Genomic DNA, 22298 nt, shown 5'->3' with positions numbered 1-22298 from the left:
TCTGCAATCGGTTGCAGTACCGGTCATGCCCTTGAAGGAAGCGTTTACCACAGGAGAGGGGCCTCCCCATGGTCCGCCGCAGCTCCCCCGCCGGCCCCGGGCCGGGCGTTCGGCCGTCCCCCGAAGCGGAGGGCAGGGTGATCACCGTGGCCGCCGACGGCTCCGGCGACCACACCGGGGTCCAGGCCGCGGTCGATTCCGTTGCCCCGGGCGGCGCCGAACACGTCACCATCCGGGTCGGGGCGGGCGTCTACCGCGGGCCGGTGACGCTTCCCGCGGACAGGCCCGGGATCACCCTGCTCGGCGCGACCGGCGACCCCCGCGACGTGGTCATCACCCACGACCGCGCGGCGGGCACTCCCAGGCCCCGAGGAGGGACCTACGGCACGTCCGGCAGCGCCAGCGTCCTCATCGGCGGGGACGACACGCGCGTCCGCGACCTGACCTTCGAGAACTCCTGGCTGCGCGAGGAGCACCCCGGCGTCACCGGGACCCAGGCGGTCGCGGTGCGCGCCACCGGGGACCGGCTGGTCTTCGACAACGCGCGCTTCCTGGGCCACCAGGACACGCTGTACGCGGACTCGCCGGACGCGGACACCCCCGCGCGGCAGTACTACCGCGGCTGTTACGTCGAGGGCGACGTGGACTTCGTCTTCGGCCGGGCCACGGCCGTGTTCGACGGGTGCGTGTTCCACTCCCTGGACCGGGGCAGCGACACCGACAACGGCTACGTGACCGCGCCGAGCACCCGGCCCGGACGGGAGTTCGGCTTCCTGGTCACCCGGGGCCGCTTCACCGGTGACGCCCCCGCCGGGACCGTCTACCTGGGCCGCCCGTGGGTGCCCAGCTCGCATCCTGACGCCGAGCCGCGGGTGCTGGTGCGCGACTCCTGGATGGACCGCCACTTCTGCGGGGAGGGCTGGACCGCGATGGCCTCCGGCCACGACTGGCGGCGGTTCCGGATGCTGGAGTACCGCAACTCCGGTCCGGGCGCGCTGGTCACCGCGGACCGGCCGCAGATGGACACGGCGGAGGCGGCCCGGCACACCGTCGAGGCCTACCTGGCCGGGGACGACGGGTGGGACCCGGTGCGGGAGCGCCCGGAGCGCACCGCGCGGGGACGCTGACCCCGGCGGCCGGACACCGCGGAGGGCGGCGGAGCCGACTGCTCCACCGCCCTCGCGAACGGACGGGGCGCGCGGACGGCGGTCCCCGCCGGGGCCCGTCCGCACCCGTGGATCCGGCTACTCCTGGTCGGCCTCGGGGCTCTCCTCGGCGTCGTCGTCGGCGCTGGCCTCGGGGCTCCCGGACGCGTCGTCGGCGGCGGTCTCGACGATTTCGCCCTCGGCGTCCACGGCCAGGACCACGCCCTGCCAGGACTCCTGGATGAACTCCAGGACCCGCTCGTCGTGCAGCAGCTCGGCGAGCAGCTTGACGCGCTCGTCCTCGGCGTTCTCGGCCAGGGTCACCAGGCCGTTGGCGTAGGACTCGACGTAGTCGTCGCCCTCGGGCTCCCAGGCCAGGACGTTGGACTGCTCGGGCAGGTCGACCTCGATGGCGTAGTTGCCGTTGACCACCGCGGCGTCCACGTCGGCGATCGAGCGGGGCAGCTGCGCGGCCTCCAGCGGGGTCACCGTGATGTCGCGCGGGTTGTCGGCGATGTCGTTCTCGGTGGCGGACTCCCCGGCCTCGGGGTCGACGGTCACCAGGCCCTCGGCCTCCAGGATGCCCAGGGCGCGGGCGAGGTTGGCCGGGTCGTTGGGGACCGCGATCTCGGCGCCGTCGGGCAGGTCGTCGATGCTCTCGACGCTCTCGGAGTACAGGCCGAGCCGCTCGATGTGGACGTCGGTCAGGTAGGTCAGCTCGGCGTCGGGGCCGTTGGCCGTCCACTCGTCGAGGAAGGCGCGGTGCTGGAAGTAGTTGGCGTCCAGCTCGCCCTCGACCAGGGCGGTGTTGGGGATGTTGTAGTCGGAGATCTCCTCGATCTCCAGGTTCAGCCCGGCCTCCTCGGCGAGGTTCTCCTCGATGAAGGCGAGGATGTCGCCGTGCGGCACCGGGCTGACGCCCACCCGCAGCACGTCCCCCTCGCCGCCGGACCCGGCGGCCTGCTCGCTGGGCGCGCCGCAGGCGGCGAGCGCCAGGGTGAGGGCGGCTGCTCCGAGTACGGCTGGAGTCGTGCGCATGGTGCGCTCCTTCGTGATCGTGGATGGAGGATCGCGGGGACGGGCCCCGCGGCGGCCGGTACGGGTGCCGGCGAGAGTGCGGCTCCGCGGACCCTGTGGGGTAACGCGGGGCTGATCAGAGCCTAATCCACCGAATTGGTAGGAATTATCACTTCTCGGGCCCCGGGCACGTGGCATCGGCCACACGCGCCATATTGCCTATCTAACAGGTAGAAATTATATGGTTATGCGCGCATCATGGTGGCATGCCCAGCGCAGACAGCCCTCTCGGCGCACCACCCGCCCCCGCACCTCCCTGGAACACGCCGCCACAGGCCGGTGGACCCGACTCCGAGCACTCGCTCCTCGGCGTGCTGCCGCTGCCCGACGGCGACAGGTACATGCTGGTCTACGGCGTCGTCGTGGACGAGCCGCGCGCACCCGACCGGCCGCCGCCCCGCGTGCGCGCCGGGCTGCTCGTGGACCGCGGCGCCCGCCGGGTCTGGTCCGGCGGCCGGGAGATCGAGCTGACCTACCGGGAGTACGAGCTGCTGGACTGCCTGACCGCCTCGCCCCGGCGCGCCATCCCCCGCGAGGAGCTGCTGGAACGGGTGTGGAGCGCGCGGGGGACGGAGCACGCGCACGATCGACGTGCACGTCCACCGGCTGCGCCGCGAACTCGGTCCTGCCGGGGGTCTCATCACCACCGTGCGCAGGGTCGGCTACGTCTACGAGGGGGCTCCGGCGCCGGTGTCAGCCGCCGGAGGCTGAGACGCCCGCGCGCGGCCCCGGGAGCGGGGCCGCGCGGCGGGATCCGGGTCGGGCTCAGGGGCGTCAGCCGCCGAGCGCGGACCCGGTGACGGGCAACCCGTGGGCCCGCCAGGCGCGGTAGCCGCCGACCACGTCGGTGGCCCGGGACAGGCCCAGCTCCCGGAGCTGGACCGCCGCCAGGCTCGAGGCGTAGCCCTCGTTGCAGAACAGCACGACGAGCCGGTCGGCGGAGTCGGCCTCGGGGACCCTGTCCGGGCTGGTGGGGTCCAGGCGCCACTCCAGCACGTTGCGGTCGATCACCAGCGCGCCGGGGACCTCCCCCTCGGCCTCGCGGTTGGCGGCGGGACGGGTGTCGACCAGCAGGGCGCCCTCGCGCTGGGCCGCCAGCGCCTCGGCGGGCGAGAGCCGGTCCAGGCGGGCGCGCCGCCGAGCGCAACGGAGGAAAACGGTCACAACGGGACAACGGGCAGTGACACCGCTTTTCAGTACCGGCCCCGATCCTCTAGGTTGTGGGGGTTGCCACCCCACCCTGCCCTCACGGAGCGAGAACCATGCCCCTGGTCGCCGGAATCGACAGCTCGACCCAGTCCTGCAAGGTCGTGGTCTGCGACGCTGACAGCGGCGCGTTGGTGCGCGAGGCCCGCGCCCCGCATCCCGACGGGACCGAGGTCCACCCCGACGCCTGGTGGTCGGCCCTGGAACAGGCCTCCTCCGGCCTGCTCGACGACGTGGCCGCCGTCTCCGTCGCCGGACAGCAGCACGGCATGGTCGCCGTGGACGAGGTCGGCGCGGTGGTCCGCCCGGCGCTGCTGTGGAACGACACCCGTTCGGCCGGAACGGCCCTGGACCTGATCGAGGAGCTGGGCGGCCCCGCCGAGTGGGCCAAGGCCGTGGACAACGTGCCCAACGCCAGCCTGACCGTGAGCAAGCTGCGCTGGCTCGCCCGGCACGAGCCGGAGCACGCCGACCGCACGACCGCGGTGATGCTCCCCCACGACTGGCTCACCTGGCGGCTGACCGGAGCCGGGTCCGAGCCCACCACCGACCGCGGCGACGCCTCGGGCACCGGTTACTGGTCGGCGACCGACAACGCCTACCGCCCCGACCTGCTGGCGCGGGCGTTCGGACGCGAGATCCGGGTTCCGCGCGTGGCCGAACCGGCCGAGGCCGTGGGGCGCACGCCCTCGGGCGCGCTGGTGGCCCCGGGCACCGGGGACAACATGGGCAGCGCGCTGGGCCTGGGACTGCGCCCGGGGGACGCCGTGGTCTCACTGGGCACCAGCGGCACCGTGTTCGCCGTGAGCGAGGGCCCCACGCAGGACCCCAGCGGCATCATCTGCGGGTACGCGGACGCGACCGGCCGGTACCTGCCGCTGGTGTGCACCCTCAACGCGGCGCGGGTGCTCGGCGCCACCGCCGCGATGCTGGGCGTGGACCTGGCGGGGCTGGACGAACTGGCGCTGGCGGCCGAGCCGGGCGCGGAGGGCGTCGTGCTGCTGCCCTACCTGGACGGCGAGCGCACGCCGGTGCTGCCCGACGCCGCGGGGTCGCTGCACGGGCTGCGCCGGTCCAACATGCGACCGGAGAACATCGCCCGCGCGGCGGTGGAGGGCATGCTGTGCGGGCTGGCCGACGGGCTGTCCGCGATGACCGACACCGGCATCCCGGTCAACCGGGTGCTGCTCGTGGGCGGGGCGGCCCAGTCGGCCGCCGTGCGGGCGGTCGCGCCGACCGTCCTGGGCGCGCGGGTGGTCGTGCCGCGGCCCGCCGAGTACGTGGCCGTGGGCGCGGCCCGGCAGGCGGCGTGGACGCTGGCGGGAACCGCCGAGGCACCGACCTGGGACCTGGGCGCACCGGAGGCCTCCGCCGAGCCCGTGAACGCGCCGCACGTGCGCGAGGGCTACGCCGAGGCGCGCCGCTCCGTCCACGGCCTCTAGCGTGTTCCCCGGATCGTTTCGGTCCCGCCCGTCGCCCTCCGCCGCCCTGGGCGCAGAGCCTTCGGTTCCGGTGTTCGCGCGAGCAGCGGGCCGCCCCTCGCCGCGCCGGTTCCACCGGCAGAGCCGACCGGGCCGACCCGTGCGAACCGTCTCGCGGGAGACGGCCCGGACGGCCGCCCGCTGATCCGAAGGCCTCCGGGGAACACTCCTTAGGGGCCCGGCACGTCCCCGTCCGGACGCCCGGGCGGGGACGGAGGGCGGGGCTGTCCGGTACGCTGATCCGCCGCGTGACGGAACGGACGCGAGCGGTGGCGGGAGGACGCACGCCGGTCGAGGGGAGGCCGCGGGCGCCCATCGGGTCGGCCCCGGCCCGGTCCACCGCTCCCCAGAGCCGCCGGGTCCCCGTGGTGGCGCACACCGTGACCGCGCTGACCCGGCTGCTCGACATCCTCCCCGTGCCGGAGTCCGCTCCCCACGTGCAGGTCGTGTTCACCTGGGCGCGGACCTCCGGCTCGCGTGAGGGCGTCACCGAGTTCCCCGGTGGCATCGGCGCCGTCGTCGCGCCGTGGGGCAGGCCGTGGAGGGGGTCGACCCCGCCCCCTCCGCGAGTCGCGGCGACGATCCGCACCGGATCCAAGCACCCGTGGCGGTGTTCTGCCGCGGCGCCGGACACGACAAGTCGGCGGAAACCGGAGACCGCGGGCACGCCCGCGCCCGGACTGCCACCGCCAGGACGCCGCCCCGGGCACCCACACGGTTCCCGGCGCGTTCCCCCCACCACGAAATCGCCAGCGACTCCCCCATCGCCGCGTTCGGAGGGAAAGCGACTCCCCTGCGCCCGGACGAACCGCTCCTTTCTCAGGTCGTGGCGGACGCGGAGGGACACACCGCGGAAAGGGTCGCGCACACCACGCGAACGCTCACCTCCCTTCCCGGGGGATCCGGCGCCGTTCCCCGGTCCGCGCTCCACCGCGTTCTCGACCCGACCGAACCCGTCCACGAGGTGCGGGTGGCCCCGCCCCACCCGCCGGTCCCCACAGGCGCGGATGGCCGGACACGGCCGACTGCGCTCCGCTTCCGGCCGCGCGGCCGGAAGGTGGCCGGTTCCGGCCACGGCCGCCCGGTGTGACACCCCGGGAAGGGAGGAGAGACCGGTTTTCCGGCACCCCCGGGTCTAGCCTGTCGGCGCATCCACCACTCGACGAAAGCGGGGCGAACATGGACCACGTACGGCTTCGCCGGCTTGGGGAGTCATCCCTGCGCGTGTCCCCCCTGTGCCTGGGCGGGAACGTCTTCGGCTGGACCGCGGACGAGCGCGCCTCCTTCCGGATCCTGGACGCCTACACCGAGGCGGGCGGGAACTTCCTCGACACAGCGGACTCCTACTCCGCGTGGGTCGAGGGGCACCGGGGCGGCGAGTCCGAGACTGTCATCGGCCGCTGGCTCGCCTCGCGCGGACGCCCCGCCGACACGGTGATCGCCACGAAGGTCAGCGAGCACCCGGACTTTCGCGGCCTGTCCGCGTCCAACGTCAAGGCCGCCGCGAAGGCCTCGCTCGAACGGCTGGGCGTGGAGACCATCGACCTGTACTACGCGCACTTCGACGACGCCGAGACCCCTCTGGCCGAGAGCGCCGAGGCCTTCTCCGAGCTGGTGGACGAGGGCGCGGTGCGCCACGTGGGGCTGTCCAACCACAAGCCCGGCCGCATCCGGGCGTGGCTGGAGGTGTGCGAGGAGAGGGGCCTGCACGCCCCGGTGTGCGTCCAACCCCTGTACAACCTGGTGGAGCGCGGGATCGAGGCCGACCTGGTGCCGCTGGCGCGCGAGCGCGGTCTGGCGCTGCTGCCCCACTCCGGCCTGGCCCGGGGCTTCCTCACCGGCAAGTACCGGCCGGGATCGACCGACGTGGACAGCCCGCGCGCCGGGAGGGCCCGCGCCTACCTGGACGAACCGCGCGGTCGGCGGGTGCTCGACGCCCTGGACAGGGTCGCCGAACGTTGCGGGGCCTCCCCGGCGGCCGTGGCCCTGGCGTGGCTGGCGGACCGGCCGTCCGTGGCGTCGGTGCTGGCCAGCGCCCGCGACACCCGCCAGCTTGCCGACCTCCTGCCCGCCAACCACCTGCGGTTGGACGAGGAGTCCGCGGCCCTGCTGACCCGGGCCACCGACCCGGAGCCGTCCGAGGGAGCCTGAGGCCCGGGACTCCACAGGCCCCGGCCCGCTGGTCAGAGGGCCGGGGCTCCGGGCTCGGTCAGACGAGTTCGGCCAGCAGGGGGATCTGCTCGGGGTCGGCCAGCGCCGAGCCGACCGCCACCATCCGCGCCCCCGCGTCGAGGTACTCGCGCGCGTTGCGGGCGTCCATGCCGCCGGTGGCCACGATCCGCACGTCGGGGAAGGGCCCCTGCACGGCACGCAACCACGCCGAGCCGAGCGACGTGGCGGGGGCCGGTGCCGCCTTCACCGTCGCGCACCTGTTCGGGGGCGATCACCGTGCCCGCGCCCACGGGGTGGCCGCGCTCGGCCCCGGCCCTGACGGTCGCGCGCAGCGCCTCCAGGCCGAGGGCGTCGCGGGCGGGCACCTCGACCGCGGTGACGCCCAGGTCCCACGCGCGCTCGGCCAGCGCGACCGTGGTGTCCACGGGCATGCCCCGCAGGATCGCCAGTACGCGCTGCCCCCCGAACAGTCCGTCCAGTCCCTGGTCACTCATGTCCGTCTCCTCTCACTGCGGCCACTGCCGCCGAAGCCCGGTCGGTCCACCGGTCGTCGGGGACCGCGAGCAGTTCGTCCACCGATTCCGCCGGGGGCGGGTCGGCCAGGTCGCCCACCACCCGCAGGACGCGCCCGGCGCACAGGTGCCCCAGCCGCAGGCGGCCCCGCGCGTCGAGGCCGCGCAGCCCTCCAGCCAGGTATCCGGCGGCGAAGGCGTCCCCGGCTCCCACCGGATCGACCACCTCCACCACCGGAGCGGGCACGTACGACTCCTCCCCACCGCGGAACTCGGTGGCGCCGTGCTCGGCGTCCTTGACCACGAGGCGGTCCACGTCGGGCAGCAGCGCGCGGACGTCGCGGGCGGCGGGGGTGCCCCACAGCGCCTCTGCCTCGTCCCTGCCGACGAGGACGACGTCGGCGAGCCGGGCCAGCTCCAGCAGGCGGGGGGCCGCCTGTCCCTCCTTCCACAGGCGGGGCCGGTGGTTGACGTCGAAGCTCACCGTCAGGGCGGGGTCGGCCAGCAGGCGCTCTGCGAGGGCGTCGCAGTCGGGCGAGAGCGCCGGGGTGACCCCCGACAGGTGCACCGCCCGCGCCGTCCGGACGAGGGGGTGCGCGGCCAGTTCGGGGCCCAGGGCCGAGGCGGCCGACCCCGCGCGGTAGTAGTGGACCGCGCTGCCCGAGGGCGAGGGGTCCTTGACCAGCAGGCCGGTGGGCCGGTCGGGGTCGGTCCGCACGCCGGACACGTCCACGCCCCGTTCGCGCAGGCTACGGGTGACCACCCGCCCGAAGGGGTCGTCGCCCACGCCGCTGAGCCAGGCGGCCCGGTGTCCGAGGGCGGACAGGGCGCACGCGACGTTGGACTCCGCGCCCGCGGTGCCCATGGACAGGAGCGGGGCGCCGTCCAAGGGGACCGGTTCGGCCGCCGTGAGCAGCAGCATGGTCTCGCCGACACAGGTGATCTGGGGTGTCACGGGTTTCCTCCGAAGGGCTGGGCCGCCGGGGCGGACACGTCCACGGGAACCGAGAAGAGGGCGCCGTCGCCGGGCCCGGGGCGGTCGAGGCCGATCGAGGCGGAGGCGACGAACAGCCGCGGGTCGGGGGCGTCGACGACGCACACGCTGGTGGGCTGGGCGGCAGGCAGTTCCACCACGCGCTCCAGGGTTCCGTCGGGGTCGTAGCGGTGCACGCTGCCCGATCCCCAGACCGCGACCCACAGGTACCCCCGGGCGTCGACCTGCATCCCGTCGGGGCTGCCCGCACCGACCCGGGCGAGGACGGTCCGCGCGCCGGGGGTGCCGTCCGGGGAGATCTCGTAGGCGTCGATGCGGCCCTCGGCGCTGTCGGCGAGGTACATGCGGGCCCCGTCGGCGGTGAAGGCCGGGCCGTTGGGAACGGTGTAGCCCTCCAGGACCCGGGTGACCCGGCCGTCGGGATCGGCGCGGTAGAGCGAACCGGCCCCGGGGGTGCCGTCGTAGGCCATCGACCCGGCCCAGAACCTCCCGGCGGGGTCGCAGCAGCCGTCGTTCATCCGCATCGGCGTGGCCACGCCGTCCTCGGGCCTGGCCAACCACTCCGGTGCGCCGCCCTCGGACAGCAGCGCCACGCCCGTGCCAGCCGCCGCGACGAACCCTCCCGGTTCGCCCCGGACGGGGGCGACCGCGCCCAGGGGGACGTCGAGGGCGGCGACCACCTCGGCCGGGCCCGGCGTGCGGGGGTCGAGCCGCAGGAGGCGGCCGGTGAGGATGTCCACCATGAGCAGGTCCCGGCCCCGCAGGCGCAGCCCCTCTCCCAGTTCGAAGCGGTCGGTGCTCCACGGTTCGCACGGCATGCGCGTCACTTCCCCTCTCACCACTCCGCGAAGGACCCGTCCCGGTGGCTCCACACCGGCGGCCTCCAGCGGTGGCCGGTGCGGTCCGCGGCGCGCACGGCGTCCTCGTCGACGCTCACGCCCAGGCCGGGGGCCTCGGAGCGGTGGATGTGCCCGTCGGGGAAGGCGAAGAACTCGGTGTCAAGGACGTAGTCGAGCAGTTCGGCGTCCCGGTTGTAGTGGATGCCCATGCTCTGTTCCTGGATGAGGAAGTTGGGCGTGGCGAAGGCGACCTGCAGGCTCGCGGCCAGGGCCACGGGGCCGAGCGGGCAGTGCGGCGCCAGCAGGGCGTCGTAGGTCTCGGCCAGGGAGGCGATCCGGCGCACCTCGGAGACCCCGCCCGCGTGGGAGAGGTCGGGCTGGACGACGGCGACCCCGGCCTGGAGCGCGGGCAGGAACTCGCTCCGGCCGAACAGGCGCTCGCCGGTGGCGATGGGCACCGGGCTGGACCGCACGACGTCGCCGAGCAGGTGCCCGTACTCGGGCAGGACCGGCTCCTCGACGAACATGGGGCGCAGGGGCTCCAGCAGGGGCAGGACCCGGCGGGCGGTGGCCGCGTTGAAGCGGCCGTGGAAGTCCACCGCGACGTCCCGGTCCGGGCCGAGCACGTCGCGCACCCCGGCCAGTCGCTCCACGACGCCGTCGATCTCGCGCACGGTGGCCGAGCGCCCCATCACCCCGGACGCGTTCATCTTCACGGCGGTGAGCCCGGACTCCACGCGGGCCGCGACCGCCTCCGCCAGCTCGGCCGGGTCGTCGCCGCCGACCCAGCCGTACACGCGCACCCGGTCGCGGACGGGGCCGCCGAGGAGCCGGTGGACGGGGACGCCCAGGCGCTTGCCCGCGATGTCCCACAGCGCCTGGTCGAGCCCCGCGACGGCGCTGGACAGGATGGGCCCGCCCCGGTAGAACGCGGCCTTGGTGAGGCGCTGCCAGTGGTACTCGATGGGCGCGGGGTCCTGGCCCAGCAGGAGTTCGGACAGCTCCTCGACCGCGGCCCGCACGGTCTCCGCGCGCCCCTCCACCACGGGTTCCCCCCAGCCCACGACGCCGTCGTCGGTCTCCACCCGGCACATCAGCCACCGGGGCGGGACCAGGAAGGTCTCGATACGGGTGATTCTCACTGCGGTCTCTCCAGATCGTCTACGGCCGCGTCGTCCTCGGTGACGCGGAGGAGGTCTTCCCGGGCCTGCTCCAGCAGGGAGCGCATGGCGGACTCGGCGGCGCGCGGGTCGCCTGCGGCGACTGCCTCGGTGACCGCGCCGTGGGTGGGCACGGGGTCCTCGTGGGCGCCCCCGTGGACCAGGCGGTCGCGTTCGGACAGCCCCGCGGCGAAGAAGACGTCGGTGCGGGTGAACAGCTCGTTGTGCGTGGCCGTCAGCAGCGCGCGGTGCCAGCGCAGGTCGGCCCGCGCGGCCTCCTCGGCCGGGCCGTGGCCGGAGGCGGCGATGTCGGTGAGCGCCGCGCGCAGTTCGGCTACGTCGGCGTCGGTGCGGCGCAGCGCGGCCAGGCGCGCCGCGGCGGGTTCCAGGGCGTCGCGCAGTTCGGCCAGCTCGCCGAAGAAGACGTCCCCCGCGCCCGCGGCGATCCGCCAGCGGACCACGTCCGGGTCGAGCAGGTTCCAGTCGCCGCGGGGGCGCACGAACGTCCCCTTCTTCTGCCGGGAGCCGACCAGACCCTTGGCCGCCAGGACCTTGATCGCCTCGCGGATCGCGGTCAGGCTCAGGTCGAGTTCGCCGCTGAGCGCGGCCAGGTCGATCGTCTCCCCCTCGCCGATCCGTCCGGAGAGCACGCGTTCTCCCAGCAACCGCACCGTCTGGCCGTGCACACCGCGCCCCGAGTAGGCCGCCATCACTTCCTCCGTTCCGGGCGTCCCGTCACGACGACGCCTTGTAGATACTCCACCCTCCGTCGACCGGCAGGCTCGTCCCGGTGACGTAGGAGGCCTCCGCGGAGGCGAGGAAGGAGATGACGGAGGCGACCTCGTCGGGGTCGCCGAAGCGGCCCGCGGCGGTCTGGGCGACGCTGTCGCGCCGGTCCTCCTCGCCCACGCCCTCCCAGGCGGCGGTGAGGATGGGGCCGGGCAGAACGCAGTTGACCCGCACCCGCGGCCCGTACTCGACGGCGAGCTGGCGGGTCAGGGCGGTGAGCCCGCCCTTGGTGGTGGCGTAGGCCGGTCGGCCGGGGAGGCCGAACCAGGCGTGGACCGAGGAGGTGATGACGACGCTGCCGCCGCTGGCGGAGAGGTCGTCCAGGCAGGCGCGCACCCCAAGGAACGCGCCCGTGAGGTTGACGGCGAGCTGGCGCTCCCAGGAGCCGATCGTGGTCTCGTGGGCGGGCGCCTGCTCGAAGGTGTAGGCGTTGGAGACCAGGACGCCCACCGGCCCGAAGGCGTCCCGTGCCGTCGCCACGACCCCTTCCCAGGAGGCCTCGTCGCTCACGTCGGCCCGCACCGCCAGGGCGCGCCCGCCCTCGGCGCGGATGCGTTCGGCGGCCTCCTCCAGGCTCGGGGAAAGGTCGGTGAGCACCACCGAGGCGCCCTCGGCGGCCAGGCGGCGGGCGGTGGCCTCCCCGATGCCCCGGGCCGCTCCGGTGACCACGGCGGTGACTCCGCGGTGCCTGGTGTGTGTCATGTCACTCCGTCCTGTGCTGCGTCCCCGGCCGGGCCGGGGACCGTCGTTGCTCCGCGGCGCCGCGCTGCTCAGGCCCGGTCGGGCGCGAACACGACGGCGGGCGCGGTTCGGGTGTCGGGTTCGGGGACCACGGCGTCGAAGCGCGTCGGCTCGCCCGGCCGGGTCAGCGCGACCGTGCGGCCGGACGCCCGGTGGACCAGCGCGCCCGCGCGCGAGGACGTGAAGACCCCGCTCAGGCGCGGCCCTCCCGGCTCGGGGGCGCCCCAGCGGGGCTCCTCGCTCCAGAAGCCGTCGGGGGTCACCTCGGCCACCGGACCCGTGCCCGTGCCGAAACCGAACTCCACGGCGAGGGAGGTGGACTTCCCCGGTTCGAGCACGGTGAGCGGGCCCAGCGCCTCGACCTCGGTTACGCGGTCCACCGGGCACAGCCCGCCCAGGTGCTCCAGGGGCCGGTCCACGGGGCATTCGAGCCACACCTCGGCCCTGGAACCGCCGTCCGGGTACTCGGCCCCCTCCCGCACGGCGAAGCGCTGGGTGAGGGTGCCCTCGGCTCCCACCTCGGCCAGCCATCCGGAGGCCGTGGGGAAGCCGACCTTGCCGACCACGTCCTGGAGGGGGACCCGCACCACGGAGGGCGTGTGCTCCACCACGCGGGGGCGGCCGTTGCCCGCGACGAGCGGAACCGTGTGCGGGCCCGGGCCGCTGACGCCCACGTAGACCCCGCGTGCGCCGTCCGGCCCGCCGGGCCCCTCCCGCCGCCCGTCGGACCCGCTCGGCCCGCCGGTCCCACCGTCGAGCTGGGTGACGTTCCACAGCGCCCACCGGCGCGCGGTACCGGAGACGTTGACCGCCTCCAGGTCCAGCCGGTAGGCGGCGCTGTCGGGCGCCAGGGTCAGGCGGCGTGTGAGCCGCAGCCCCGAGCGCGGGTCGTCCCCGCTGGTGAGGGTGAGCACGGCGGAGCCGTCGGGGTCGGCCGAGGTCTCGGCGGTGTAGGGGCCCGAGTCCAGGACTGAGTCGGGCGGCCCCGCCCACTCGTCGGGCCCGTCCCACCCCTGGGGAGCGGGCCAGGTCTTGTCGCCGCCGACGTTGTTCCACGCGCTCATGGGTCCGTCCACCGGTCCCAGGACCACGCCCTCCACCGGCTGGAGGTCGTCGCCCAGCAGGCGGGGGTTGCGGTACAGGTGCTCGCGGCCGCGGTGGCGCACCGACAGGAGCCGCCCGCCCAGCGCGGGGGCGGCGGTCAGCCGCAGCACGCCGTTGTCCAGGACCACGAGTTCGTGCGCCCCGGAGGCGTCGCGCCGCACCTCGACGGGGCGGCTCACCGCTCGGCCCCGTTGACCAGGCACACCTTGCCGCGGCTCTCGCCCGCGGCCAGGCGGTAGGCGGCGTCGGCGTCGGCGAGGTCGAAGCGGTCGGAGACCACCCGTTCCGGGGACAGGCCCCACCGCACCAGGTTCACCGACAGCTCGGCCATGGCGGGCAGCGAGGTCACCCAGGAGGCGTACAGGGTGAGCTGCTTGTGCAGGAGGGTGTCCGACACCTCGGTCTCCATGGTGCCGCCCTCGCCTACGAGGGAGACGCGGCCCCACTCGGCGGCGTTCTCCAGGACCAGGGAGCGGCCCGGGCGCGACCCGGAGCAGTCGATGGCCGTGGCCGCGCCCCGGCCGGAGGTGACCCGGGCGATCTCGTCGGCCGCCTCCTCGGGTGGGGCCAGTGCGTCGAAGACGTCCAGGCCGGCGGCCCACTCGCGGCGGAGCTGGTTGGGTTCCACCCCGATCACGCGGGCCGCGCCCATGCCCCGGCCGATCATCCCGGCCGCCAGCCCCACCGGCCCCAGGCCCACGACGAGCAGGTCGCCGTCGCCGTTGACCCCGACGCGCCGCAGCCCCTCGTAGGCGGTGCCGAACCCGCAGGCGATCAGCGCGCCGTCCACGAAGGACAGCTCGTCGGGCAGGGGGACGCAGGTGGACTCCTGCGCCAGCAGGTATTCGGCGTGGCCGCCGTCGCGCTGCCAGCCGTAGGCCGCCCGGGAGGGGTCCGTGCAACTGATCATGAAGCCGCGGCGGCAGTTGTCGCACAGCCCGCACCCGGCGATGTGGTAGACGATGACCCGGTCGCCGGGGCCGAACCTGCGGCACCCCGGCCCGGCCTGCACGACCGTGCCCGAGGGCTCGTGGCCCGCGACGACGCCCTGGTAGGCCGGTCCCTCGACCCCCCGGTGCGTCTTGTGCTCGTGGTAGATGAAGCCGATGTCGCTGCCGCAGATGCCCGACGCGCCGACCCGGATCAGCACCTGTCCGGGGCCCGGCTCGGGCACGGGCAGGGTGTCCAGGACCGCGGTCGAGTCCCCGGGCAGGCGCACCCCGCGCATCGTCTCGGGGAGCGCGGTGGCGGCGGCCGTGGTGTTCATGGTGGTGGTTCCCCCGTTCGGAGCGGCTAGGCGAGGCGGTTGGCCGCGCTGCGCCTGCTGATGACGACGTTGATCAGGACGGCTCCCACGATGATGAGGCCGCGCACCACGTCCTGGAAGAAGGAGTTGACGCCGAGCAGCACCAGGCCGTTGGCGATGACCGTGATGAAGACGACCCCGAGGAAGGTACCGCCGAGCGAGCCGCGTCCGCCGGCCAGGGCGGTACCGCCGATGACCACGGCGGCGATCACGTCGAACTCCAACCCCGCCGCGGCGCCGCCGTTGCCCGAGCCCAGGCGGGCGGCGAGCAGGACGCCGGTGATGGCGGAGAGCAGGCCGGTGGTGGCGAACAGCAGCACGCGCACCCGGGCCACGTTGAGCCCGGCCAACTGCGCGGCGGCGGCGTTGCCGCCGGTGGCGTAGACGGAGCGGCCGTAGGCGGTGTACTTGGCGACGTAGGCGAAGACCGCGAAGAGCACGAGCATGACCAGCGCGGCGGTGGGGATGCCCAGGACGGAGCCGCCGAGCACGTCGAGCAGGCCGCTCTCGGGCAGCGGCACGGGGAGCGCGTCGGTCATGTACAGCGCCAGGCCGCCCAGGACGCTCCACAGCCCCAGCGTGGTGATGAAGGAGGGGACGTTGAACCGGGCCCGGAGCCATCCGGCGAGGGCGCCCCACAGCACGCCCATGGCCAGGGTGAGCATGATGGCGCCGATCACGCCCAGGTTCCACTCGGTGGCGCCCTTGGCCGCGATGACCGAGGCGAAGGCGACGGCCGGGCCGATGCTGATGTCGATCTCCCCGGCGATGATCACCAGGGTGACGCCCCAGGCCGCGATGCCGATCGTGGCGGCGTTGCGCAGCAGGCCGAGCTGGTTGTCCAGGCTCAGGAACCCGGAGGCGGAGAGCCCGAGGACTACGTACAGGATCAGGATGGCGGCCAGGAGGCCGATCTCGTTGAGGCGGTGGCCGTAGCGGCCGATGAGGTCGCCGCGGGCGGGGACCGCCTCGCCGGTGACCTTGGTGGTGGTGGTCATTGCTCTACCTCGCCGTTCACGCCGCCATCGCGGCGGCCATGATGTTGTCCAGGGTGATGTCGTCGCCAGTGAACTCGCCTTGCAGGCGTCCTCCGCGCAGGGCGAGCACGCGGTCGCACACGAGCGGCAGTTCCTCCAGTTCGCTGGAGACGAAGAGGACCGCGGCCCCCTGTTCGGCCAGCTCGCGCACGATGGCGTAGATCTGGGCCTTGGCCTCGACGTCCACGCCCCGTGTGGGCTCGTCCAGCAGCAGGATGCGGCTCCCGGCGTGCAGCCAGCGGCCGATGACGGCCTTCTGCTGGTTGCCGCCGCTGAGGTTGACGATGGGGGTGTCGGTCGCGGCGGCCTTGATCGAGAGCCGGTCGATGAGGCCCCGGCCGATCTCCGAGACGCGGGAGGGGAGCACGGTCCCCGCCTTGGAGGCGCCGCCGAACCAGGTCATGACCATGTTCTCGGAGACGCCCAGGAGGGGGACCACGCCCTCTCCCTTGCGGTCCTCGGGGGTGATGCCCACGCCCAGGCGCTTCATCGCGCGGGGGGTGGGTCGGGCCACCGGCGAGCCGTCCACCTCCACGGTCCCCCGGGAGGGGGTGAAACCCGCCAGCGCGCGCAGGATCTCGGTCCGGCCCGAGCCCATGAGCCCGCCCAGGCCCAGTACCTCGCCGGGGCGCAGGTCGAAGGAGACGCCGTCGACCTTGGGCGGGACCGCCAGGTCGCGGATCGACAGGAGCGGTGTCGCGGAGGAGGCGGCGCGGCGCACCGGCCTGTTCTCCTCCTCGGTCTCGCCGCCGAGCATGAGGGAGACGATGCGCCGGGTGGTGGCGCCGCGGACCGGCGTGGTCTCCACGACGGCGCCGTCGCGCATGACGGTGACCGTGTCGGCGACCCGGCGGATCTCGTCCAGGCGGTGGCTGACGTAGATGACGCCGACCCCGCGGGAGGCGACGCGCTCGACGGCCTTGAGGACGGTCTCGGCCTCACCGGCGGCGAGCGCGCTGGTGGGCTCGTCCAGGATGAGCAGGCGCGGCCGGGCGCGGAAGGCCCGCGCGATCTCCACGAGCTGCTGCTGGGCCAGGGGCAGTTCGCCTACCCGGGTGTCGGGGGCGATGTCGACGCCGAGTTCGGCGAAGACCTCCCCGGCCCCGGCCCTGATCCGGCTGTAGTCGATGCGCCCGGCGGCCTTGGGCCAGGTGCCGAGGTAGAGGTTCTCGGCCGCCGACAGCTCGGGGACCAGGCTGAGCTCCTGGTAGACGGTGCCCACGCCGAGCTTGGCCGCCCGGCGGATGCCGCCCTGGCCGAGCGGCTGGCCGCCGATCTCGATCTCGCCCTCGTCGGGCGCCTCCACGCCGGACAGCAGGCGGATCAGGGTGGACTTTCCGGCGCCGTTGCGTCCGAGCAGGGCGCGGACCTCTCCGGCGCGGATCTCGAAGTCGGCGCGGTCCAGCGCCCGGACGCCGGGGTAGCTCTTGGTCGCGCCGCGGACGCGGGCCACGACGTCGGTGTCGGCCGGGGGCGCGGCGGAGGTGTCGCTCATGGGTGCTCCACAGGTGGGACGAAAGGGGCGGACGTGCTCGGACGGCCGGTCTACGGGACGCCGTCCGGGTGCTCCTCCAGCCACTCCTCGCCGTCCTCGGGCGTGGTGTAGAGGTCGATGGGCGCCTCGGTGACGAACTCCTCCGGCGGGTCGCCGGCGATGATTCGCTCGACCGTCTCCCCGGCCAGCAGGCCGACCGCGATTCCGGAGATGTCGACGTTGGCCTTGAGGATGCGGTGGTCCGACAGCGCGCGGGCCGCGTCGGTGGACATGTCGCTGCCGAAGACCACGACCTCCCCGGCCAGGCCGCGGTTGGTGACGGCGCGGACCGCGCCCATGGTGGCGCCGCCCGCCTCCCCGTAGAAGGCGTCGAGGTCGGGGTGGGCGGTGAGCAGGCGCTCGCCCACGTTGACGGCCTCGTCGATCGTGGCGCCCTCCTGGTTGGCGACGATCGAGGCGTCGGGCAGGCGGGCGAAGAGCGCCTCCTCGAAGCCCTCGCGGCGCTGCACGCAGACCTCGACGAACTCGCAGTTGAGGACGCCGATCCGGGGGTCCTCGACCCCCTCGTCCTCGAAGTGGTCGGCGGCGGCGTCGCCGAGCAGGCGGCCGAACTCGTGGGGGTCGCCCAGGATGTAGGAGGTGACGTACTCCTTGGCGGCCTCGTCCTCGATGCAGGTGTTGTAGCAGACCACCGGGACGCCGCTCTCGTGCGCCAGGCGCAGGGCGGGAACCGAGGCGGTGGCCGAGACGGGGGACAGCACCAGGGCGTCGACGTCGGCCGAGGAGACGACGTCCACGAAGGTGCTCTCCTCGGAGGCGTCGCCGCGGGCGTTGAGCTCCAGGAGCTGGAGCTCGCGTCCGGAGTCCTCGGCGTAGTCCTGCATGCCCTCGCGGACTCCCGCGTAGAAGCCCTGCGCGTCCATGTAGACGACGCCGATGCGGCCGTCCTCGCCGAGCCTGGCGCCGCATCCGGCGAGCAGCAGCACACACAGGGCGGCGGTGAGAGCGGCGAGCGCGCGGCCCGGGGGGCGCGGCGGTCGTCTGCCCATGTGGTCCTCCTTGGCGTAGAGGCGTACGCGCTCACCTGCGCGGACGCCTTCCTCAACTGCAGGAGAGCATGTCAGAGTGACTCAGGTAACGTCAAGAATAAATAGTAATTAATTATTTTTCGAGTGGCGCGGAGCACACCGAATCCCTTGCGGACAGGGCACTGCGGCCGCCCGGAGGAGGACAACGGCGGCAGGGGGCGGCGACACGGAGGGAGCCCGGAGGCGGACGCGAGGTCGGACCCCCACGCCGACAAGCGCTACCGGGCAAACCCCGGACGCTCACTTAGAGTAAACGGGCCACTACCGCACGCACGGGGGACGAAGACGACATGACACACGACCTTCCCGACGACCGCGGCAGCGACCCGGGTTCCTTCGACGAGTTCCTGGCGCGCTTCCTGGGGGCCCGGGGGCCGGTCCGCCACGTGGACCTGTCCAAGCTGATGAGCCCCGAGGCCCAGCAGGTGGCCGACGCCGCGGTGCGCCGCGCGCTGGAGGCCGGCAGCGCCGACGTCGACGCGGTCCACCTGATGTGGGCACTGCTGCGCTACCCGCCCACGCGGGAGATGGCGCAGAACAGCGGCTCCGACACACAGCAGATCATCGACGTGATCGACCAGGCCGTCTCGCAGACCCCGAGGTCGGTGCGCGGGTCCGCCCGGCTCACCCCCGCCGCCAAGCGCGCCCTCCTCGACGCGCTCCACATAGCCCGCGCCACGGGCAGCTCCAGCATCACTCCCGAACACCTGCTCTTCGCGCTGGCGGTCAACACCGACAGCGCCGTCGGCCAGCTCCTGCGCGGCTCGGGGGTCACCCCGCAGTCGCTCCAGAAGGCCGCCGGGGCACCGCCCGCCGCCGACCAGGGCGAGGGCGAGCCCTCCGCCACCCCGACCCTGGACGAGTACGGCACCGACATGACCGGGCTGGCCCGCGAGGGCCGCCTGGACCCGGTGGTGGGCCGCGACGACGAGGTCGAGCAGTGCATCGAGGTGCTCGCCCGGCGGCGCAAGAACAACCCGGTGCTCATCGGCGACCCGGGCGTGGGCAAGACCGCGATCGTGGAGGGCATCGCCCAGCGCATCTTCGACGAGGACGTCCCCGAGACCCTGCTCGGGCGCCGCCTGGTCCAGCTCGACCTGGCCGGGGTGGTGGCGGGCACGCGCTACCGGGGCGACTTCGAGGAGCGCCTGAACACCATCGTGGACGAGATCCGCGCCCAGTCCGACCAACTGCTCGTCTTCATCGACGAGGTCCACACCATCGTCAACGCGGGCGCCGCCGAGGGGTCCATGAACGCCGGGAACATGCTCAAGCCCGCGCTGGCCCGCGGCGAGCTGCACATCATCGGCGCGACCACCGTGGACGAGTACCGCAAGAACATCGAGAAGGACGCTGCCCTGGAGCGCCGCTTCCAGCCGATCCAGGTGCCCGAGCCCTCGGTGGAGGACACCGTCGAGATCCTGCGCGGGCTGCGCGACCGCTACGAGGCCCACCACCAGGTGCGGTTCGCCGACGAGAGCCTGGTGGCGGCGGCCGAGCTGTCGGACCGCTACGTCACCGACCGCTTCCTGCCCGACAAGGCCATCGACCTCATCGACCAGGCGGGCGCGCGGGTGCGCCTGCGCCTGAAGTCCTCCAGCTCCGGGCTGCGCGAGCTGGAGGGCAGGCTCAAGGGCCTGGAGGAGGAGAAGGAGAAGGCGGTCCAGCAGGAGGACTACGAGCGCGCCTCGGCGCTGCGCGACGAGATCGCCGCCGCCCGGGGCTCGATCCACCAGGCGCGCGGAACCGGTTCGTCGGTTCCCGAGGTGACCGGCGCCGACATCGCCGAGGTGGTCTCCCGCGGCACCGGCATCCCCGTCTCCCAGCTCACCCAGGAGGAGCGGGACCGGCTGGTCAACCTGGAGGAGGTGCTGCACGAGCGGGTGATCGGCCAGGACGAGGCGGTCACGGCCGTCTCGGAGGCGATCCGCCGCTCGCGGGCCGGTCTGGGCGACCCCGACCGGCCGGTGGGCAGCTTCCTTTTCCTGGGCCCGACCGGCGTGGGCAAGACGGAGCTGGCGCGGGCGCTGGCCGAGGCCCTGTTCGGTTCCGAGGACTCCATGGTCCGCATCGACATGAGCGAGTTCCAGGAACGGCACACCGCCAGCCGCCTGACCGGGGCGCCCCCGGGGTTCGTGGGCTACGAGGAGGCGGGCCAGCTCACCGAGGCCGTGCGCCGCCACCCGTACTCGGTGCTGCTGCTGGACGAGGTGGAGAAGGCCCACCCGGACGTGTTCAACCTGCTGCTCCAGCTACTGGACGACGGGCGGCTGACCGACGGGCAGGGTCGGACCGTGGACTTTCGCAACACGGTGGTCGTCATGACCAGCAACCTGGGGTCGGAGGCGATCACCGGGGGCGCGCCGATGGGCTTCACCGCCGACGGCCAGATGGACCCCGACACCGAGCAGCGGGTGATGCGGCGGCTGCGCGAGGAGTTCCGCCCGGAGTTCATCAACCGCATCGACGAGGTCATCGTCTTCAAGCAGCTCGGCGAGGAGCAGTTGGGCCGGATCACCCGGCTGCTGCTGGAGCGCACCGAGGAGCGGCTCAAGGCGCAGGACATCACCGTGCGGTTCACCGACGAGGCGGTGGGGTGGCTGTCCGAGCGCGGCTACCAGCCCGCCTACGGCGCCCGGCCGCTGGCGCGCACCATCCAGCGCAACGTCGGCAACAGGCTGTCGCGCATGGTGCTGGACCAGCAGCTCGTGGCGGGCGACCACGTGCTGGTGGACGTGGACGAGCAGGGTGAGCTGCGCATCTCCACCGTGCAGTCGTACTGACGGAGGGGACAGACGCGCCCGGCGGGGCCTCGGCAGACGCGGGGCAGCGCACGACCGGACCGGCCGAAGAACGCTGGGGCGGGCCTCCCAGCCCGCCCCAGCGCGTCGGTCAACAGGCGCCGAGGTCCCTCCAGACACCCCACTCACCCGTGGTCCCGGGCTCCTCCCCCTGCGTCCACCACTGGGCCCGGTACAGGCGTCCGCCGTGGCTGACCCGGTCGCCGCCGGTGTACACCTCCGTCGAGGACCAGACCGGGGTCTCGCACCCGTCCGGGTCGGTGGGGTCCGTCGGATCGGTGGGGTCGGTCGGGGCGACCCCGCTCTCGCGGATGCGGTCGCGGATCCACTCCCCCGCGGGCTTGAGCGACTCGGTGCCCGTCCAGGGGCCGTCGGCGGCGCAGGTACCCGTCTCGAACACCGCGCCGGAGCGGAAGTCGTCGGAGAAGTTCCAGTTCACCCAGCTGATCTGCTCCTCGGCCAGGAGGTCGAGGTAGGCCTGGGCCGAGGCGAAGTCGTCGGGCCCGTCGCCGGTGGCCTCCTGGGTGCCGAACTCGGTGACGAACAGCGGCAGGTCCCGCGCCGCGGCCCGCAGGCCCTCCCGGTGGAAGTCGCCGTGCGTGGCGGCGTAGAAGTGGAAGACGTACATGATGTTGTCGGCGTCCACCGGGTCGGCGGTGATCTCGGTGTGGTCGGAGCCCTCGGACAGGCCGAGGGAGGACCAGCCGCGGGTGCCGACGAGCACGACGGCCTCGGGGTCCCCGGCGCGCACGACCGGGATGATCTCCTCCGCGTAGCCGCGGATCGCGTCCCAGGAGACCCCGTGGGGCTCGTTGGCGATCTCGTACAGGACGTTGTCCTTGTCGGCGTGGACTGAGGCGATCTCGGAGAAGAAGGTACGCGCCATGTCGGTGTTGTGGTTCGGGTCGCCGGGCGTGAGCATGTGCCAGTCGACGATGACGTACATGCCGCGCGCGGTGCCCTCCTCGATCAACTCGTGGACCCGGTCGGTGAAGCCGCGCGGGTCGGTCTCGTAGCCGCCCTCCTGGATGTACATGGACACGCGCAGGACGTCGGCGTTCCAGTCGTGGGCGAGCGCGTCCAGGGAGCCTTCGGTGAGGCAGTCGCCGTACCACTGGAGGCCGTGGGAGCTCATCCCGGTGAGCTGGACGGTCTCGCCGCTCTCGTCGCAGAGCTTGAGGCCGCAGACCCGAAGCCGGCCGTGGGTCTCTACGGGGCTGGCGGCGGCCCGGACCGGCGCCTCGGCCACCGCGGAGGCGGGGGCGGCGGGAGCGGCCGCGGCCGGGCCCTGCGCGGCGACGAGCGCGAGGGGGGCGAGCAGGAGCGCGCCCGCGAGGGCGGTGCGGACGGG

Annotated in this window: 19 protein-coding genes and 1 pseudogene; 6 read left to right on the top strand and 14 right to left on the bottom strand. The window is 74.0% G+C overall.

The genetic code is table 11. The features are described from left to right. Positions 1 to 137: 137 nt before the first annotated feature. Entirely contained in the window at positions 138 to 1127 is a 990-nt protein-coding gene (locus ABD54_RS12310) for a pectinesterase family protein (protein ID WP_235432045.1), read from the top strand. 117 nt (positions 1128 to 1244) lie between these two features. Here ABD54_RS12310 and ABD54_RS12305 read toward each other — a convergent pair whose 3' ends face one another. After that, positions 1245 to 2183 (bottom strand): MetQ/NlpA family ABC transporter substrate-binding protein, encoded by a 939-nt coding sequence (locus ABD54_RS12305; RefSeq protein ID WP_047869597.1) that lies wholly within the window; start codon positions 2181 to 2183, stop codon positions 1245 to 1247. Between the two features lie 245 nt (positions 2184 to 2428). On the opposite strand from ABD54_RS12305, the pseudogene ABD54_RS29515 reads away from it, so the two are divergent. Further along, a pseudogene (locus ABD54_RS29515) lies at positions 2429 to 2734 on the top strand (winged helix family transcriptional regulator); the annotation flags it as partial. Between the two features lie 79 nt (positions 2735 to 2813). After that, the gene (locus tag ABD54_RS29510; RefSeq protein WP_327136762.1) at positions 2814 to 2933 is read left to right on the top strand and encodes a helix-turn-helix domain-containing protein; all 120 of its coding nucleotides are present in this window, start codon (positions 2814 to 2816) and stop codon (positions 2931 to 2933) included. A gap of 63 nt (positions 2934 to 2996) precedes the next feature. Here the strand turns inward: ABD54_RS29510 and ABD54_RS12295 are convergent, their stop codons facing one another. Further along, positions 2997 to 3386: a rhodanese-like domain-containing protein gene (locus ABD54_RS12295; RefSeq protein ID WP_047869596.1), complete on the bottom strand. Its 390-nt coding sequence runs from the start codon at positions 3384 to 3386 to the stop codon at positions 2997 to 2999. Positions 3387 to 3484: 98 nt separating this feature from the next. Between ABD54_RS12295 and xylB the strand changes: the two genes are divergently transcribed. Continuing rightward, on the top strand, positions 3485 to 4870 hold the full coding sequence (xylB, locus tag ABD54_RS12290; protein ID WP_047869595.1) for a xylulokinase: 1386 nt from the start codon (positions 3485 to 3487) through the stop codon (positions 4868 to 4870). 1218 nt (positions 4871 to 6088) lie between these two features. Continuing rightward, positions 6089 to 7060: an aldo/keto reductase gene (locus ABD54_RS12285; protein ID WP_047869594.1), complete on the top strand. Its 972-nt coding sequence runs from the start codon at positions 6089 to 6091 to the stop codon at positions 7058 to 7060. Positions 7061 to 7118: 58 nt separating this feature from the next. Here the strand turns inward: ABD54_RS12285 and ABD54_RS28990 are convergent, their stop codons facing one another. The 11 genes from ABD54_RS28990 to ABD54_RS12230 form a co-directional block, all read right to left on the bottom strand. Continuing rightward, a complete protein-coding gene (locus tag ABD54_RS28990; RefSeq protein ID WP_235432044.1) occupies positions 7119 to 7328 on the bottom strand; it encodes a thiamine phosphate synthase in 210 nt (69 codons plus the stop codon). 239 nt (positions 7329 to 7567) lie between these two features. Then, positions 7568 to 8548, bottom strand: a complete 981-nt coding sequence (locus ABD54_RS12275) for a sugar kinase (protein ID WP_082166788.1) — start codon at positions 8546 to 8548, stop codon at positions 7568 to 7570. Continuing rightward, the gene (locus ABD54_RS12270) at positions 8545 to 9405 is read right to left on the bottom strand and encodes an SMP-30/gluconolactonase/LRE family protein (protein ID WP_047869593.1); all 861 of its coding nucleotides are present in this window, start codon (positions 9403 to 9405) and stop codon (positions 8545 to 8547) included. Before ABD54_RS12270 ends, ABD54_RS12275 begins: the two co-directional genes overlap by 4 nt. A gap of 17 nt (positions 9406 to 9422) precedes the next feature. Continuing rightward, positions 9423 to 10568 carry a galactonate dehydratase gene (dgoD, locus tag ABD54_RS12265; protein ID WP_047869592.1) on the bottom strand — a complete coding sequence of 382 codons (1146 nt, stop codon included), beginning with the start codon at positions 10566 to 10568 and terminating at the stop codon, positions 9423 to 9425. Next, on the bottom strand, positions 10565 to 11296 hold the full coding sequence (locus tag ABD54_RS12260) for a FadR/GntR family transcriptional regulator (protein WP_047869591.1): 732 nt from the start codon (positions 11294 to 11296) through the stop codon (positions 10565 to 10567). Before ABD54_RS12260 ends, dgoD begins: the two co-directional genes overlap by 4 nt. Positions 11297 to 11321: 25 nt before the next feature. Continuing rightward, a complete protein-coding gene (locus ABD54_RS12255) occupies positions 11322 to 12077 on the bottom strand; it encodes an SDR family NAD(P)-dependent oxidoreductase (RefSeq protein ID WP_047869590.1) in 756 nt (251 codons plus the stop codon). Positions 12078 to 12145: 68 nt separating this feature from the next. Beyond that, entirely contained in the window at positions 12146 to 13399 is a 1254-nt protein-coding gene (locus ABD54_RS12250; protein WP_047869589.1) for a hypothetical protein, read from the bottom strand. Beyond that, positions 13396 to 14487, bottom strand: a complete 1092-nt coding sequence (locus ABD54_RS12245) for a zinc-binding dehydrogenase (protein WP_047869588.1) — start codon at positions 14485 to 14487, stop codon at positions 13396 to 13398. Before ABD54_RS12245 ends, ABD54_RS12250 begins: the two co-directional genes overlap by 4 nt. 26 nt (positions 14488 to 14513) lie before the next feature. After that, entirely contained in the window at positions 14514 to 15524 is a 1011-nt protein-coding gene (locus tag ABD54_RS12240) for an ABC transporter permease (RefSeq protein ID WP_047869587.1), read from the bottom strand. 16 nt (positions 15525 to 15540) lie between these two features. Beyond that, complete coding sequence (locus ABD54_RS12235; protein WP_047869586.1) at positions 15541 to 17058, bottom strand: sugar ABC transporter ATP-binding protein; 1518 nt, start codon at positions 17056 to 17058, stop codon at positions 15541 to 15543. Between the two features lie 50 nt (positions 17059 to 17108). Next, positions 17109 to 18107 carry a substrate-binding domain-containing protein gene (locus tag ABD54_RS12230; RefSeq protein WP_047869585.1) on the bottom strand — a complete coding sequence of 333 codons (999 nt, stop codon included), beginning with the start codon at positions 18105 to 18107 and terminating at the stop codon, positions 17109 to 17111. A 329-nt stretch (positions 18108 to 18436) separates the two neighbouring features. On the opposite strand from ABD54_RS12230, the gene ABD54_RS12225 reads away from it, so the two are divergent. Beyond that, on the top strand, positions 18437 to 20929 hold the full coding sequence (locus tag ABD54_RS12225) for an ATP-dependent Clp protease ATP-binding subunit (protein ID WP_047869584.1): 2493 nt from the start codon (positions 18437 to 18439) through the stop codon (positions 20927 to 20929). A gap of 109 nt (positions 20930 to 21038) precedes the next feature. On the opposite strand, the gene ABD54_RS12220 is transcribed toward ABD54_RS12225, so the two are convergent. Beyond that, positions 21039 to 22298 (bottom strand): cellulase family glycosylhydrolase (locus ABD54_RS12220; RefSeq protein WP_053063577.1); only part of this gene is annotated, 1260 nt, incomplete at its 5' end.

The sequence above is a fragment of the Nocardiopsis sp. RV163 genome, from assembly GCF_001029525.1.
GTDB classification, from domain to species: domain Bacteria; phylum Actinomycetota; class Actinomycetes; order Streptosporangiales; family Streptosporangiaceae; genus Nocardiopsis; species Nocardiopsis dassonvillei.
Note: the sequence above shows the minus strand (reverse complement) of the source record. Positions and strands in the feature narration are given on the sequence as shown.